Raw genomic sequence first — 13,682 nt, forward strand, 5'->3', positions numbered from 1 at the left:
CGCGTGGACGGAGCAGGCCGGGCGGCGACCGGGCCAGGGGGTGAGCCGGGCCGGGCAAAGAACCAGGCAGGGCAGCCACCTGGTCGGGACCCGGCCGCCCGACAGTCCGGTCTCAGCCGACCGGCACTCCCGCCTCCAGATACATCGCCTTGCCGCGTTCGCGTGCCCGCAGTGCCCCGCGCAGCCGTTCGTAGCGGACCGGTGGCAGCAGTTCGGCGGCCTCGGTCTCGGAGACGAAGCGCCAGCCGCGCAGTTCCGGTCCGGGCAGCAGCAGCCGTCCGGCCTCAGCGGCGTCGAGCCGTCCGCCGTCGAAGAGCAGCCGCAGCCCTCCGAATCCGGGCGGCGCGGGCGGCTCCCAGTCGACGACGAGCAGCGCGGGCACCTCATCGAGGCGGATCCCGGTCTCCTCGGCCACCTCGCGCATCCCGGCGCGTGCGGGAGCCTCACCGCGTTCGACGACTCCGCCTGGGAACTCCCAGCCCGCCTTGTAGGTCGGGTCGACGAGCAGCACGCGGTCGTGCTCGTCGAAGAGCAGGACGCCGGCGGCGACCGTCTCGGCGGTGGGCTCGGGTGTCTGGACGATGTCGCAGGCGGGAACCACCCCGCTGCCGACCGCCTCGGCGATCCGCAGGGCGGTGGCGTACGGGGTCAGGGCGGTGCTGTCGACCGGGTAGGCGTCGGCGGTGAGCCAGGAGGCGAGGGCCGCCTTGTAGGGCTCGATGTGGTCGTACGCCCACTGGCGGACGCGCACCTCTCCGTCGGGGAGGTCCGCGGGGACCTCCCGGCCGGCTATGCGCTCGCGCAGGATCGTTTCCGCCGGAGCGAGCAGGACATGTCTGACGGGTATCCGGCGGGCGGCGAGGCCACCGAAGATCTCGTCGCGGTACTCCTGACGCAGCAGGGTCATGGGGATCACGAGGGTCCCGCCGAGCTCGGCGAGCATCGCTGCCGCGGTGTCGATGACGAGACGTCGCCAGATCGGGAGGTCCTGGAAGTCGCCGACCTCGGCGAGGCGCTTGGGCGGGAGCAGCCGGTCCAGTGCTCCGCCGATGACCTCGGGGTCGAAGAGCGTGCTGTTCGGGATCAGCTCGATCAGTTCGCGCGCGGTGGTGGTCTTCCCCGCACCGAACGCGCCGTTGACCCAGACGATCACGTTTCCCCCTCTTCTGTTGGCCCCCTGTGGCTTGCCCGCTCCACCCTGCCACGGAAACCAGATCCAGTTGAGAAGGCATGAGAGCGGCGCCGGCGCCCCTCACGGCGAGGGGTGCCGGCGCCGTACGACTCCGCCGTGGCCGGGTCAGTCCCGGTCCTGGTCCACGTCCAGGAGCAGGGTGTTGTCCTCGGCGACGGTACGGTCGAGGGTGCTGAGGCTGTCGTCGACGTCGAGTCCGCCGAGGGTGTCGCCCAGCGCGTGCGACGGGGAGACGGCCGCGACGACGAACCCGGTGGCGAGGGAGGCGATGGCCAGCATGCTGCGCTTCTTCATGCCCGGCTCAACTGCGGAAACCGCCGCGGGGTCACGCACGGCTTCCCCAGGGTCCCCGGAGAGGCTCCCGCCGACGGTCCCCGGCCGCCTCTCACACCCCCGCGACCGCCGTGTCCGCCCTGCTGACCAGCGCCGCCGCGGCGGCGCCCACCAGGCCCGCGTCGGTGCCCATCTGTGCGGGGGCCACCGCGAGGCGCTGGACGAAGGACAGGGTGGCGTACTCGGCGAGGGCCTTGCGCAGGGGGGCGAAGAGGACCTCGCCCGCCTTGCCCACACCCCCGCCGATCACGGCTATGTCGATCTCCACGAGCGTCGCGGCGGCCGCGATGCCGGCGGCCAGCGCCCTGGCCGCCCGCTCGAAGGACGCGACGGCCACCGGGTCCCCGGCCCGGGCGGCCGCCGCGACCGCGGCGGCGGAGGTGTCGCCGTCCGGGCCGGGCCGCCAGCCGTTCTCCAGGGCCCGGCGCGCGATGTTGGGCCCGCTCGCGATCCGCTCCACACAGCCGCGCGATCCGCAGGGGCAGAGATCGCCGTCGAGGTCCACGCTGATGTGCCCGATGTGGCCGGCGTTGCCGGTGGGACCGGGGTGCAGCCGGCCGCCGAGGACCAGGCCGCCGCCGACCCCGGTGGAGACGACCATGCACAGGGCGTTGTCGTGACCGCGGGCGGCGCCCTGCCAGTGTTCGGCGGCCGTGATCGCCACGCCGTCGCCGATCAGCTCCACGGGCAGGCCCCCGGCCGCGTCCCGGACCCGGGCGACCAGCGGGTAGTCGCGCCAGCCGGGCACGTTCACCGGGCTCACCGTGCCCGCGGAGGCGTCCACGGGCCCGGCGCTGCCGATGCCGACGGCGCCGGCGCGCCGCCAGAGCGGGGAGGCGGTGAGTTCGCCGAGCACCGTCTCGACCGCGTGCATCACGGTCTCGCCGTCCTCGCGGGCAGGCGTCGGCTGCTGGGCGCGGACCAGGATCCGGCCCTGGCGGTCCACCAGAGCGCCGGCGATCTTGGTACCGCCGATGTCGAGCGCAGCCACGAGGTCGGTGTGCATCAGCGTCGGATCTCCCCGTCAAACATAGAAAAACATCTGAAACCCTGAGAACGACCATGCGCGACCAGGAGGCAACACATGGAGCACGGGCGGCGGCCCCGTCCTGCGACGATGTGCGGGCCGGAGTGCGCGTGGGACAGTGTCTACGAGCCTGACAACGTTGTCCAGGCTCTATGCTCGACGCCACATCCTCATACAACCCCATGGACCTACGCATCCCCGTGGCCGACAGGACAGGACACCGCACCGTGCCGGAGACGACCCGCCGCACCGCAAGCCTCCCAGGGACCCGTTACGGCAACCGTCCGACGATGAAGGACGTGGCGGCGCGCGCCGGGGTCGGCCTCAAGACGGTCTCCCGGGTGGTCAACGGCGAACCGGGGGTCACGCCCGAGACGGAACGCCGCGTCCAGGAGGCGATCGAGGCGCTCGGCTTCCGCCGCAACGACAGCGCCCGGGTGCTGCGCAAGGGCCGCACGGCCAGCATCGGCCTGGTTCTGGAGGACCTGGCGGACCCGTTCTACGGGCCCCTGAGCCGCGCGGTGGAGGAGGTGGCCCGCGCCCACGGCGCGCTGCTGATCAACGGTTCCAGCGCGGAGGACGCCGACCGCGAGCAGGAGCTGGTGCTGGCGCTGTGCGCCCGGCGGGTGGACGGGCTGGTGGTGATCCCGGCCGGCGACGACCACCGCTATCTGGAGCCGGAGATCAAGGCGGGCGTCGCCACGGTCTTCGTGGACCGCCCGGCCGGGCACATCGACGCGGACATCGTGGTGTCGGACAACTACGGCGGCGCCCGCGACGGGGTGAAGCATCTGATCGCGCACGGACACCGCAGGATCGGCTTCATCGGCGACATGCCCCGTATCCACACCGCGGCCGAGCGCCTGCGCGGCTACCGGACCGCCATGGAGGACGCGGGCATAGCGGTGGCGGACTCCTGGATGTCGCTGGGCGTCACCGACCCCGAGCGGGTCCGCCGCGCGGCCCGTGAGATGCTCTCCGGCCCGGAACCGGTCACCGCGATCTTCACGGGCAACAACCGGGTGACGGTCACCGTGATCCGGGTACTGGCCGAGCACACCCGGCCGGTCGCGCTGGTCGGCTTCGACGACATCGAGCTGGCCGATCTCCTCAACCCGGGTGTCACGGTCGTCGCGCAGGACGCGGCCGCGCTCGGCCGGACGGCGGCCGAGCGGCTGTTCCGCCGGCTGGACGGCACCCTGCTCACCCCGGAGCGCATCGAGCTGCCCACCCGGCTGATCACCCGCGGCTCCGGCGAGCTGCCCCCGGCGGACTGAGCGGGCGGTGCCGGTGGAGGAGGGCCGCACCCTTCGGGCGCTGGGGCTGAACGAGGCGCCGCGTGAGCATCCGCTGCTGTACCCGGGTGCCTGGCCACAGGATTCGGGGCTGCTCGACGGGCCCCGGCTGCTGCCACTGGACCGTCTGGTGTACGAGGACCGCGTCCCGGTGCTGGCGGTCGGATCCAACGCCTGCCCCGGCCAGTTGCGGCACAAGATGGCCGAGTCCGGGATCATCACGCCGCTGCCGATGGTGCGCGCCCGGGTGACGGGCGTCGGCATCGGCGTCTCGGCGCACGTCAGCCGCATGGGCTACGTGTCCAACTCACCGGTCGCCACTCCGGGAGCGGTGCGTGAGCTGTTCGTCCTCTGGCTCGACGCCCGGCAGCTCACCGTGATCGACGCGAGCGAGGGCGCCCCGCGGCCGGACGGCAACTTCCGGCGCGCCTGGCTGCCCGCACCCGACGTGCGCATCGAGCCGGCCGACGACTCGGTGCTGCCCGGCGCGTACGCGTACGTCAACCGCCACGGTGTGCTGCACGACGGCACCGGCGTGCCGCGCGCCCATCCGGGCCAGCGGCCGCTGCTCACCGAACTGCTCGTGAACGTGCCCGGCCTGCGGGAGCTGTTCGGCACCTCCCCCGAGGAGTTCTCCGCCAGGGCCCGCGCCGACCGTGAGCTGTGCGCGCGGGGCACCCGGCTGTTCGCCGAGGAGAAGCTGGTGACGGCCTGCGGCCTGGAGCGGTACGCGGAGTCTCAGCAGTACGGAAGTCCGGGCACGGGCGCGTCGTTGGCACCGCCCCTGATGTAGACGTCGTTGACCCAGACGTCGGTGTTGCCGCTGTCGTCGTCCGTCCTGGCCCACCACACGTTGGTCCACTCGCCCTGGCTCTGGCGGCGGCCCAGGTTCTGCTGACAGTAGAAGTAGTTGGTGCCCGCATTGAGGACGCCGGCCTCGGTGCCGGAGGCGGTGTGGGACGTGGCGGTGCGCCAGACCTCGCAGTTGTACTTGCCGCCGCCGATGGGGTGGCAGACCGGGTCCTGTGTTCCGGCACCGCCGTCGCCGTCCGGTGCGTCGGCGCCGTCGGCCTCGGCGGATCCGCCGCGTTCGGGGGTCTTCTCCGCGGCACTGCCGGCGGCGGGGCCGCCGGTCGGGTCGGCGGTTGTGTCCCGCGCGTCGGTCCTCTCCGGCGGTGCCGTGCTCTTCTCCGCGTCCGCTCCGGGTCCCAGGGGCCGGCCGGCGTCCGTGTCGCCGGACGCGGCGGGGGAGGACGGGACGTCGGCGGGAGCGGCGCCGGCGTGCGCGTCACCGCGTTTGTCGTCCGGGAAGTCGATCACGGCGGCCGTGACTCCGGCCGCGGTGACGACGACGGTGACGGCCAGGGCGGCGAGCAGAACACGGCGCCTGCGGCGGGATTTCGAGGGGGAGCTCGTGGGCCCGGTAGGGCTGGAGGAGACGTCCGGGACCGGATGTGCCGCCACGGCGCCGGGTCCGGCACCTCCCGCCTCCGGCGGCCCGAAGCCCGGAGGCACCGCGGGAACGGCGAGTTCCGTCTCGGTCCGTCCGGGAACGGGCTCGGGTGCCGGCGGGCGCAGTGCGGCCGTCTGCGCGTCCGCGCCGGTGGCGACGGCCTCCAGGAGTTCACACGCCTGAGCGGCCTTTGGACGGGCCTCGGGCCGCTTGTCCATCAGCCGCCCGAGGACGGGCGCGAGCGGACCGGACCGGCGCGTCTCGGGCAGCGGCTCGGACACGATGGCGGTGAGCGTGGAGAACGTCGACGTTCGGCGGAAGGGAGAGGCGCCCTCCACGGCCGCGTACAGCGTGGCGCCCAGGGCCCAGACGTCCGAGGCCGGTCCCGGGACGGCGCCCTGGGCGCGCTCGGGCGCCAGGTAGTCGAGGGAGCCGACGATCTCGCCGCTCCGGGTGAGCTGGGTCGCCGCGCCGTCGCCGGGGTCCTCCATGGTGGCGATGCCGAAGTCGGTGAGCACGACCCGGCCCGAGCGGTCGAGCAGGATGTTGCCGGGCTTCACGTCGCGGTGCAGCACACCGGCCCGGTGGGCGGCGGCCAGCGCGTCCATCACCTTGGCACCGATCCCGGCGGCCTCGCGCGGATCGAGGGTGCCGCGGTCGCGGAGCACGTCGTCCAGGGACGGCCCGTCGATGAGCTCCATCACGATCAGCGGGCGGCCGTCCACCTCGGCGATGTCGTGGACGGCGATGACACCGGGGTGGCGTACCCGGGCCGCGGCCCGCGCCTCGCGCTGCATCCGCAGCCCGAGGTCCGCCAGTTCGGGTCCGGCGGCGTCGCTGTAGGTGCGGAGTTCCTTGACCGCCACCTCGCGGCCGAGGACCTCGTCCACCGCCTTCCAGACCACGCCCATGCCGCCGCGACCGAGCCGGGCGGTGACCCGGTAACGACCCGCCAGCAGCCGGCCGGCCCCGTCCGCCTGTCCATACTCCTGTCCGTATGCCCCCGTTGACACCGCTGCCCCGTTCTCCGAACCACGTACCGTGCGTGGCGTACAGACTAGGGGGAAGGGACGGCCGACGGTGCCGGGGCGTCCTCGGGGACCCAGCGCAACAGGTCGCCGGGCTGGCAGTCGAGCACTTCGCAGAGCGCGGCGAGGGTCGTGAAGCGCACCGCCTTGGCGCGGCCGTTCTTGAGCACCGCCAGGTTGGCCGGCGTGATGCCGACGCGTTCGGCGAGTTCACCCACGGACATCTTCCGCTTGGCCAGCATCACGTCGATGTCGACGGCGATCGCCATCAGATCACCTCGGCCAGCTCGGCCTGCATCCGCGAAGCCTCGACGTCGCGAGCGACGGCCTGGGCGAGCAGCATCCGCAGGACCAGCACGATGAGCGCGATGCCCAGAACCGCCAGACCGGCCCCGCCGAGCAGGAGCACGATGCCCGGGGCCACGGCCTCGCCCGGCGCCAGGAGCGCTCCGAGCGTGAACACCAGCAGGGCCGCGGCGACGAACGCGCCGATCACGATGTGCACGTAGCGGAAGGCGGCGTGGGAGAAAACGGTTCCCTGCCGCGCCATCGTCACCAGGCGCCAGACGCAGACGAGGACGGTCTGCGCCGCCACCACGAAGAGGACCACGACGAGGAGGAGCGGGGCGCGGAGGTAGCCGTACTCCGCGTCCAGTCCTTCGAGGTCGCTCGCCAGCAGCGGGACCATCAGCGTCTGCACGCCCAGGGAACCCGCCAGCAGCATCACGATCACGGCACGCAGCGCGAGCACGGTCAGCCGTCCCATCGCCCCTCCTCCACTCGAACCACGATGGAAATCTATCGAGATTCGATAGGTGAGGCAAATGCGCCGTCGGGGCCGGGGCTACTGGGCGGAGGCCGTCAAGCCGCCCCGCCGGGGAGAGGCGAAGCCCTCCAGGGCGGGGCGGGTCAGGCCGGTCGCCCGTGCGACCTCGGCGTCGTCCAGGGCGCCGCAGTCCAGGCCGCGCAGCAGGTGACCGGCGAGGGCCTTGGCGGTGGCCGGCTCGTCCATGACGTCGCCGCCGCCGTCGCCGGCGTACCGGGCGAGGCGGGCGGCGGCCTGTTCGAAGCCCTCGCGGTAGAAGGCGAAGACGGCCGCGTACCGGGTGGGGAGGTGGCCGGGGTGCATGTCCCAGCCCTGGTAGTAGGCGCGGGCGAGGGCGCGGCGGGTAAGACCGTAGTGCAGGCGCCAGGCGTCGTGGACCTGCGCGGTGGGGCCGACGGGCAGGACATTGGTGGAGCCGTCCGAGACACGTACGCCGGTGCCCGCGGCGGCGACCTGCATGACGGCCTTGGCGTGGTCGGCGGCCGGGTGGTCGCTCGCCTGGTGTGCGGCGGACACGCCGAGGCAGGCGCTGTAGTCGAAGGTTCCGTAGTGCAGGCCGGTGGCGCGTCCCCCGGCGGCCTGGATCATGCGGGCGACGGCGGCGGTGCCGTCGGCGGCGAGGATCGACTGGCTGGTCTCGATCTGGATCTCGAAGCCGATCCGGCCGGGCTCGAGGCCGCGCGCCCTCTCGAACGCGTCGAGGAGCCGGGCCATGGCGGTGACCTGCTCGGCATAGGTCACCTTGGGCAGGGTCAGGACCAGTCCGCCGGGCAGGCCCCCGGCCTCCAGCAGACCGGTGAGAAAGATGTCGAGGGTGCGGATGCCCCGGTCGCGGACGGCGGCCTCCAAGCACTTCATGCGGATGCCCGTGTACGGGGCGGCGGTGCCTGCCGCGTACGCCTCGGCGACGAGCCGGGCCGCGCGGGCCGCGGCCTCGTCCTCCTCCGCGTCGGGGCGGTTGCCGTAACCGTCCTCGAAGTCGACGCGCAGGTCCTCGACCGGCTCGCGCTCCAGTTTGGCGCGGACGCGTCCGTACACGTCCTCGGCCAGCGCGCCGTCCAGCCCCAGAACGGCGCCGAAGGAGGCGGCGTCCGGGGCGTGTTCGTCGAGTGCGGCGAGGGCCCGGTCCCCCCAGACGCGGAGGGTGTCGGCGGCGAAGGCGTCGGCGGGGACGTACACCGTGTGGACGGGCTGGCGGGTGCCGGGATCTCCGGGGTAGCGACGCTCGAGTTCGGCGTCGACCGGCGCGAGGGAGGCCCCGATCTCCTCGGTGACGGCATCCGCGAGACTCGTCGACACCCGCTCCTGCTGCCCCTGGCCCATGCGACATCCTCCCGGAATTCCGCGATACGAAATCAACAATTCGTTGAAAGAAGCTATCGGGCGACCTCGTCGCGGGTCAACACCGTCCCGCGGACCGGTCCGCCCGCCCTCTGGTCATGTTCACGTCCATCTGGGACCGTTTGTCCGTGCCGACTCACCGCCGTGTCACGCGCCGTCCGCTGCTGAAGGGCGCGCTCGCCGCTTCAATCGCCCTTCCGCTGTCCAGTACAGCACTGCCCTCCGCTCCCGCCTCCGCGGACGAGCGCCTGGACCGTCCCCTGGACGTCATGTCGTTCAACCTGCGGTTCGCGAGCACGGCCGAGCCGCACAGCTGGGCCGCCCGCAGGCCCGTGATGCGGCGGCTGCTGCGCCGTGAGCGCCCGCACGTCCTCGGCACGCAGGAGGGCCTGTACCGGCAGTTGCACGACATCGAGGCCGATCTCGGACCGTCCTACGACTGGATCGGCACCGGACGGGCCGGCGGCAGCCGCGACGAGTTCATGGCGGTCTTCTACGACACCAGGCGGCTGGTCCCGCTGGCCTACGACCACTTCTGGCTGTCCGGCACCCCGGACGTGATCGGCTCGAACACCTGGGGCGGCGCCTCCGTCCGCATGGTCACCTGGGTCCGTTTCCGCGACCTGCGCCGGGGCGACCGGGAGTTCTACGTCCTCGACACCCATCTGGACAACGCGAGCCAGTACGCACGGGAGCGGGCCGGCGCCCTCGTGGCCGAGCGCGTCCGGGCACTGGCCCGCTCGCTGCCGGTCGTGGTGACGGGCGACTTCAACGTCGCCGCACACGGCAACCCCGTGTACGACACGCTGCTCGGCGCGGGGCTCGTCGACACCTGGGACGCGGCCGCCGAACGCGGGGAGGCGTACGGGACGTTCCACGGGTACCGCCCGCCGGTGCCGGACGGTGCGCGCATCGACTGGATCCTGGCCACCCCCGGCGTGACGGTGCACCGGGCGTCCGTCAACACCTTCGCGGTGGACGGCCATTTCCCCAGCGACCATCTCCCGGTCCAGGCGGCGCTGACCGTGTGACACGCCGAGGCCCCCGCGACCGGAACGGTCGCGGGGGCCTCGGACAAGCCGGAGAGACGGTCAGCCCTTGCGGGACTTGATCTCCTCGGTCAGCTGCGGGACGACGTCGAACAGGTCACCGACGATGCCGTAGTCGACCAGGTCGAAGATCGGGGCCTCGGCGTCCTTGTTGACGGCCACGATGGTCTTCGAGGTCTGCATGCCCGCGCGGTGCTGGATGGCGCCGGAGATGCCGGAGGCGATGTACAGCTGCGGCGAGACCGACTTGCCGGTCTGGCCGACCTGGTTGGTGTGCGGGTACCAGCCGGCGTCGACGGCGGCACGCGAGGCACCGACGGCCGCGCCGAGCGAGTCGGCGAGCGCCTCGATGATCGCGAAGTTCTCCGCGCCGTTGACACCGCGGCCGCCGGAGACCACGATCGCGGCCTCGGTCAGCTCGGGACGGCCGGTCGACTCGCGCGGCGTACGACCGGTGACCTTGGTGCCGGTCGCCTGGGCGGAGAAGGTGACGCTCAGGGCCTCGACCGCACCGGCGGCCGGGGCGGCCTCCACGGCGGCCGAGTTCGGCTTCACCGTGATGACCGGGGTGCCCTTGGAGACACGCGACTTGGTGGTGTAGCCGGCGGCGAACACCGACTGGGTGGCCACCGGGCCCTCGTCGCCGGCCTCCAGGTCGACGGCGTCGGTGATGATGCCGGAGCCCAGACGCAGCGCCAGACGGGCGGCGATCTCCTTGCCCTCGGCGGAGGAGGCCACCAGCACGGCGGCCGGGGAGACGGCCTCGTGGGCGGCCTGGAGGGCGTCCACCTTCGGCACGACCAGGTAGTCGGCGTACTCGGCGGCCTCGTGGGTGAGGACCTTGACCGCGCCGTGCTCGGCGAGCGTGGCGGCGGTGTCGGAGGCGCCGTTGCCCAGCGCGACGGCGACCGGCTCGCCGATGCGGCGGGCCAGGGTCAGCAGCTCCAGGGTCGGCTTGCGGACGGCACCGTCCACGTGGTCGACGTAGACGAGAACTTCAGCCATGGGACTTCTTCTCTCCTGCTTGCGAAGTGTGCGGGGGCGGGACGCGAGTCGAGCTCTCGGCTCAGATGAACTTCTGGCTCGCGAGGAACTCGGCGAGCTGCTTGCCGCCCTCGCCCTCGTCCTTGACGATCGTGCCCGCGGTGCGGGCCGGACGCTCGGCCGCCGACTCGACGACCGTGTAGGCGTTCTCCAGGCCGACCTCGTCCTCGTCGATGTCGAGGTCGGACAGGTCCCAGGACTGAACCGGCTTCTTCTTGGCCGCCATGATGCCCTTGAAGGACGGGTAGCGGGCCTCGCCCGACTGGTCGGTGACCGACACGACCGCGGGGAGGGAGGCCTCGAGCTGCTCGGAGGCGGCGTCGCCGTCACGACGGCCCTTGACCGTGCCGTCCGCGACGGACACCTCGGACAGCAGGGTCACCTGCGGCACGCCCAGACGCTCCGCGAGCAGCGCCGGTACGACGCCCATGGTGCCGTCGGTGGAGGCCATACCGGAGATGACCAGGTCGTAGCCGGCCTTCTCGACGGCCTTGGCCAGCACCAGGGAGGTGCCGATGGCGTCGGTGCCGTGCAGGTCGTCGTCCTCGACGTGGATGGCCTTGTCGGCACCCATGGACAGCGCCTTGCGCAGCGCGTCCTTGGCGTCCTCCGGGCCCACCGTCAGCACGGTGATCTCCACGTCGTCGTCGGAGTTCTCCGAGATCTGCAGCGCCTGCTCGACCGCGTACTCGTCCAGCTCGGAGAGCAGACCGTCCACATCGTCACGGTCGACGGTCAGGTCATCGGCGAAGTGCCGGTCGCCAGTGGCGTCGGGCACGTACTTCACAGTGACAACGATCCTCAAGCTCACGCCGGCTCTCCTACTGCATCGTCATTTCTGGCTGCCTGCCTGCAGGCAGCATAGGCGCCTGAAGCGGGCGATCCCGGTCGGGGCGACCCACGCTCCGAACGAAATATTACTCGTCAGTACACCCAGTTCTTCCCCGCTAAGCAAGCGCTTTGAACTGTGACCTTCGCAACGCAGCGTAACCGGAACTCGACGGGTCCGCGACCAGGAAGGACCCCGGATCAGTCACGCAGACCGTTGAAACGTCCCTGGTGGTAGAGGAGCGGTCGGCCCTGGCCGGACGGGTCGCCCAGCAGGACCTCGGCGACCACGATCCGGTGGTCGCCCGCGGGCACCCGCGCCACCACCTTGCACACCATCCAGGCCGGCACGTCCTCCAGTACGGGGACGCCCTCGGGCCCCTCCCGCCAGGCGGTGGCCGGGCCGAATCGGTCGGCGCCGCTGCGCGCGAAGGTCGCCGCCAGCTCCTGCTGGTGCTCCCCGAGGACATGCACGCCGACATGGTCGCTCGTGGCGATCACGGGCCAGCTGGAGCCTGCCGTACCGACGCCGAAGGACAGCATCGGGGGCTCGGCGGAGACCGAGGCGAGGGAGGTGGCGGTGAAGCCGACGGGGCCCCGGCTGCCACGCGCGGTGATCACCGCGACGCCCGCCGCATGCCTGCGGAAGACGGAGCGCAACAGCTCGGGCGAGGCGGGCCGGGCGGTGCCGAGGCCGGACGGGGCCGTCATGAAACTGTCCTTCTGCGGGAGACGACGAGCGGGTTCGCGGCTGCTCACCGGCCCGGTCGGCGCACGCGCGCGGCGCGGGCGGCCGCCTGACGGCCGGGTACCCGCCGGGGGCGAAGGAGTTCCGAAGGCATGGAGTCAGGCTGACGACGGGTGGCATGCACAGTCAAGTCGGTCCCGTGATGTGGGAGATGCCTCACCGTGGTCCCCAAGGCCCTCACACCGCCTCCCCGAGCGCGGCGATGACATCCGCCTTGCGCGGCTGTCCGGCCGCGCGCCGTACGACCCGGCCGGCCGCGTCGAGGACCAGCACCGTGGGCGTCCTGACGATCCCCAGGCGGCGTACGAGGTCCAGACGGGCCTCGGCGTCGATCTCCACGTGGGCCACGCCGGGCACCAGACCGGCCACCTCGCCGAGCACGCGGCGGGTCGCCCGGCAGGGCGCGCAGAAGGCGCTGGAGAACTGCACCAGGGTGGCGCGCTCCCCCAGTCGGGCGCCCAGTTCGCCGCCCAGCTCCGCCTGCGGCCCACTCGCCCCGGGCCGTCCCGCTCCGTCCGGACCTCGCACTCGACCTCTCCCGTCATGGCTGTCCTGTCAGCCGTTTCAAGCGTCCCGGGAGCCTCGCGCATTCCCGGTGGCCGCACAAAGATCGAGGTGGGCCGGGGCGGACGTGACGAGAATCTCGCCGCCAACGGGCGCCAGGGCTGGTTCACCGGCCGTTCTTCGGGCACCATCTGCGACAAGCCGTAAAACCTACGGCTGCGTAACTTCGACTGGGAGCCCCCTTCCCAGGCAGAGAAGGAAGGGTCTCCACCCGCCCATGGCAGAACTCGTCTACCGGCCCGTCGTCGGTTTCGCCCGCACCCTGTTCAAGGTGTGGGACCTCAAGATCGACTGCCAGGGTTCGGAGAACATCCCGCGCACGGGCGGCGCCGTGCTGGTGAGCAATCACATCAGCTACCTGGACTTCGTCTTCAACGGCCTGGCGGCCCTTCCGCAGAAGCGGCTCGTGCGCTTCATGGCGAAGGAGTCGGTCTTCCGTCACCGCGTCTCCGGTCCGCTGATGCGCGGCATGAAGCACATCCCGGTGGACCGTGAGCAGGGCGAGGCGGCGTACGAGCACGCGCTGCGGTCGCTGCGGTCGGGTGAGATCGTCGGCGTCTTCCCGGAGGCCACCATCTCGCAGTCGTTCACGCTGAAGAGCTTCAAGTCGGGCGCCGCGCGTCTGGCGCAGGAAGCGGGCGTGCCGCTGATCCCGATGGCGGTGTGGGGCACGCAGCGCCTGTGGACCAAGGGCCACCCGCGCAACTTCGGACGCAGTCACACTCCCATCACCATCCGCGTGGGCGAGGTGCTCGAGGCGTCCAAGGACAAGTACGCGGGGGCGATCACCCGTCAGCTGCGCGAGCGTGTGCAGGAGCTGCTGGAGGCGGCGCAGCGCGCGTACCCGGTGCGGCCGAAGGGTCCGGACGACACCTGGTGGATGCCGGCCCACCTCGGGGGCACGGCCCCGACCCCGGAGCAGGTCCGCCGCGCCGAGGCGCACTGACCCGTTCC

15 protein-coding genes are annotated in these 13,682 nt (G+C 72.4%); 4 read left to right on the plus strand and 11 right to left on the minus strand.

Annotation, left to right across the window (positions count from 1 at the left end; translation table 11 throughout):
* Positions 1 to 112: 112 nt before the first annotated feature.
* From ACZ44S_RS14840 to ACZ44S_RS14850, 3 genes are all read right to left on the minus strand, one after another.
* Complete coding sequence (locus ACZ44S_RS14840; RefSeq protein WP_466928596.1) at positions 113 to 1,153, minus strand: NUDIX hydrolase; 1,041 nt, start codon at positions 1,151 to 1,153, stop codon at positions 113 to 115.
* A 144-nt stretch (positions 1,154 to 1,297) separates the two neighbouring features.
* On the minus strand, positions 1,298 to 1,486 hold the full coding sequence (locus ACZ44S_RS14845) for a hypothetical protein (protein WP_466928599.1): 189 nt from the start codon (positions 1,484 to 1,486) through the stop codon (positions 1,298 to 1,300).
* Between the two features lie 91 nt (positions 1,487 to 1,577).
* Positions 1,578 to 2,531 carry an ROK family protein gene (locus ACZ44S_RS14850; protein ID WP_466928601.1) on the minus strand — a complete coding sequence of 318 codons (954 nt, stop codon included), beginning with the start codon at positions 2,529 to 2,531 and terminating at the stop codon, positions 1,578 to 1,580.
* A gap of 203 nt (positions 2,532 to 2,734) precedes the next feature.
* Here ACZ44S_RS14850 and ACZ44S_RS14855 point away from each other — a divergent pair, with 203 nt between their 5' ends.
* Both ACZ44S_RS14855 and ACZ44S_RS14860 read left to right on the plus strand, forming a co-directional pair.
* Positions 2,735 to 3,829, plus strand: coding sequence for a LacI family DNA-binding transcriptional regulator (locus ACZ44S_RS14855; protein WP_466928604.1), 1,095 nt, complete (start codon positions 2,735 to 2,737; stop codon positions 3,827 to 3,829).
* 7 nt (positions 3,830 to 3,836) lie between these two features.
* Entirely contained in the window at positions 3,837 to 4,640 is an 804-nt protein-coding gene (locus tag ACZ44S_RS14860) for a hypothetical protein (RefSeq protein ID WP_466928607.1), read from the plus strand.
* On the opposite strand, the gene ACZ44S_RS14865 is transcribed toward ACZ44S_RS14860, so the two are convergent.
* The 4 genes from ACZ44S_RS14865 to ACZ44S_RS14880 form a co-directional block, all read right to left on the minus strand.
* A complete protein-coding gene (locus tag ACZ44S_RS14865; RefSeq protein ID WP_466928610.1) occupies positions 4,586 to 6,313 on the minus strand; it encodes a serine/threonine-protein kinase in 1,728 nt (575 codons plus the stop codon). The genes ACZ44S_RS14860 and ACZ44S_RS14865 overlap by 55 nt on opposite strands.
* A 44-nt stretch (positions 6,314 to 6,357) precedes the next feature.
* A complete protein-coding gene (locus ACZ44S_RS14870) occupies positions 6,358 to 6,597 on the minus strand; it encodes a helix-turn-helix domain-containing protein (protein ID WP_466928613.1) in 240 nt (79 codons plus the stop codon).
* On the minus strand, positions 6,597 to 7,094 hold the full coding sequence (locus tag ACZ44S_RS14875) for a DUF2975 domain-containing protein (RefSeq protein WP_466928616.1): 498 nt from the start codon (positions 7,092 to 7,094) through the stop codon (positions 6,597 to 6,599). Before ACZ44S_RS14875 ends, ACZ44S_RS14870 begins: the two co-directional genes overlap by 1 nt.
* 78 nt (positions 7,095 to 7,172) lie before the next feature.
* Positions 7,173 to 8,477 carry a DUF6986 family protein gene (locus ACZ44S_RS14880; RefSeq protein WP_466928618.1) on the minus strand — a complete coding sequence of 435 codons (1,305 nt, stop codon included), beginning with the start codon at positions 8,475 to 8,477 and terminating at the stop codon, positions 7,173 to 7,175.
* A 146-nt stretch (positions 8,478 to 8,623) separates the two neighbouring features.
* Between ACZ44S_RS14880 and ACZ44S_RS14885 the strand changes: the two genes are divergently transcribed.
* Positions 8,624 to 9,526 carry an endonuclease/exonuclease/phosphatase family protein gene (locus ACZ44S_RS14885; RefSeq protein WP_466928621.1) on the plus strand — a complete coding sequence of 301 codons (903 nt, stop codon included), beginning with the start codon at positions 8,624 to 8,626 and terminating at the stop codon, positions 9,524 to 9,526.
* A gap of 60 nt (positions 9,527 to 9,586) precedes the next feature.
* Here ACZ44S_RS14885 and ACZ44S_RS14890 read toward each other — a convergent pair whose 3' ends face one another.
* From ACZ44S_RS14890 to ACZ44S_RS14905, 4 genes are all read right to left on the minus strand, one after another.
* Complete coding sequence (locus ACZ44S_RS14890) at positions 9,587 to 10,549, minus strand: electron transfer flavoprotein subunit alpha/FixB family protein (protein WP_466928624.1); 963 nt, start codon at positions 10,547 to 10,549, stop codon at positions 9,587 to 9,589.
* Between the two features lie 61 nt (positions 10,550 to 10,610).
* A complete protein-coding gene (locus ACZ44S_RS14895; protein ID WP_466928627.1) occupies positions 10,611 to 11,399 on the minus strand; it encodes an electron transfer flavoprotein subunit beta/FixA family protein in 789 nt (262 codons plus the stop codon).
* A 218-nt stretch (positions 11,400 to 11,617) separates the two neighbouring features.
* Positions 11,618 to 12,127, minus strand: a complete 510-nt coding sequence (locus tag ACZ44S_RS14900) for a flavin reductase family protein (RefSeq protein ID WP_466928630.1) — start codon at positions 12,125 to 12,127, stop codon at positions 11,618 to 11,620.
* A gap of 214 nt (positions 12,128 to 12,341) precedes the next feature.
* Entirely contained in the window at positions 12,342 to 12,692 is a 351-nt protein-coding gene (locus ACZ44S_RS14905) for a TlpA family protein disulfide reductase (RefSeq protein ID WP_466928633.1), read from the minus strand.
* Positions 12,693 to 12,945: 253 nt separating this feature from the next.
* Here ACZ44S_RS14905 and ACZ44S_RS14910 point away from each other — a divergent pair, with 253 nt between their 5' ends.
* Complete coding sequence (locus tag ACZ44S_RS14910; RefSeq protein WP_466928636.1) at positions 12,946 to 13,674, plus strand: lysophospholipid acyltransferase family protein; 729 nt, start codon at positions 12,946 to 12,948, stop codon at positions 13,672 to 13,674.
* The last annotated feature ends 8 nt before the right edge of the window (positions 13,675 to 13,682 follow it).

It is taken from the genome of Streptomyces malachitofuscus, from assembly GCF_055571035.1.

Coding starts and splice junctions, on each gene's coding strand:
- ACZ44S_RS14910 (WP_466928636.1), top strand. CDS start 12,946: ATGGCAGAACTCGTCTACCGGCCCGTCGTCGGTTTCGCCCGCACCCTG.
- ACZ44S_RS14870 (WP_466928613.1), bottom strand. CDS start 6,597: ATGGCGATCGCCGTCGACATCGACGTGATGCTGGCCAAGCGGAAGATG.
- ACZ44S_RS14850 (WP_466928601.1), bottom strand. CDS start 2,531: ATGCACACCGACCTCGTGGCTGCGCTCGACATCGGCGGTACCAAGATC.
- ACZ44S_RS14900 (WP_466928630.1), bottom strand. CDS start 12,127: ATGACGGCCCCGTCCGGCCTCGGCACCGCCCGGCCCGCCTCGCCCGAG.
- ACZ44S_RS14845 (WP_466928599.1), bottom strand. CDS start 1,486: ATGAAGAAGCGCAGCATGCTGGCCATCGCCTCCCTCGCCACCGGGTTC.
- ACZ44S_RS14875 (WP_466928616.1), bottom strand. CDS start 7,094: ATGGGACGGCTGACCGTGCTCGCGCTGCGTGCCGTGATCGTGATGCTG.
- ACZ44S_RS14880 (WP_466928618.1), bottom strand. CDS start 8,477: ATGGGCCAGGGGCAGCAGGAGCGGGTGTCGACGAGTCTCGCGGATGCC.
- ACZ44S_RS14890 (WP_466928624.1), bottom strand. CDS start 10,549: ATGGCTGAAGTTCTCGTCTACGTCGACCACGTGGACGGTGCCGTCCGC.
- ACZ44S_RS14855 (WP_466928604.1), top strand. CDS start 2,735: ATGGACCTACGCATCCCCGTGGCCGACAGGACAGGACACCGCACCGTG.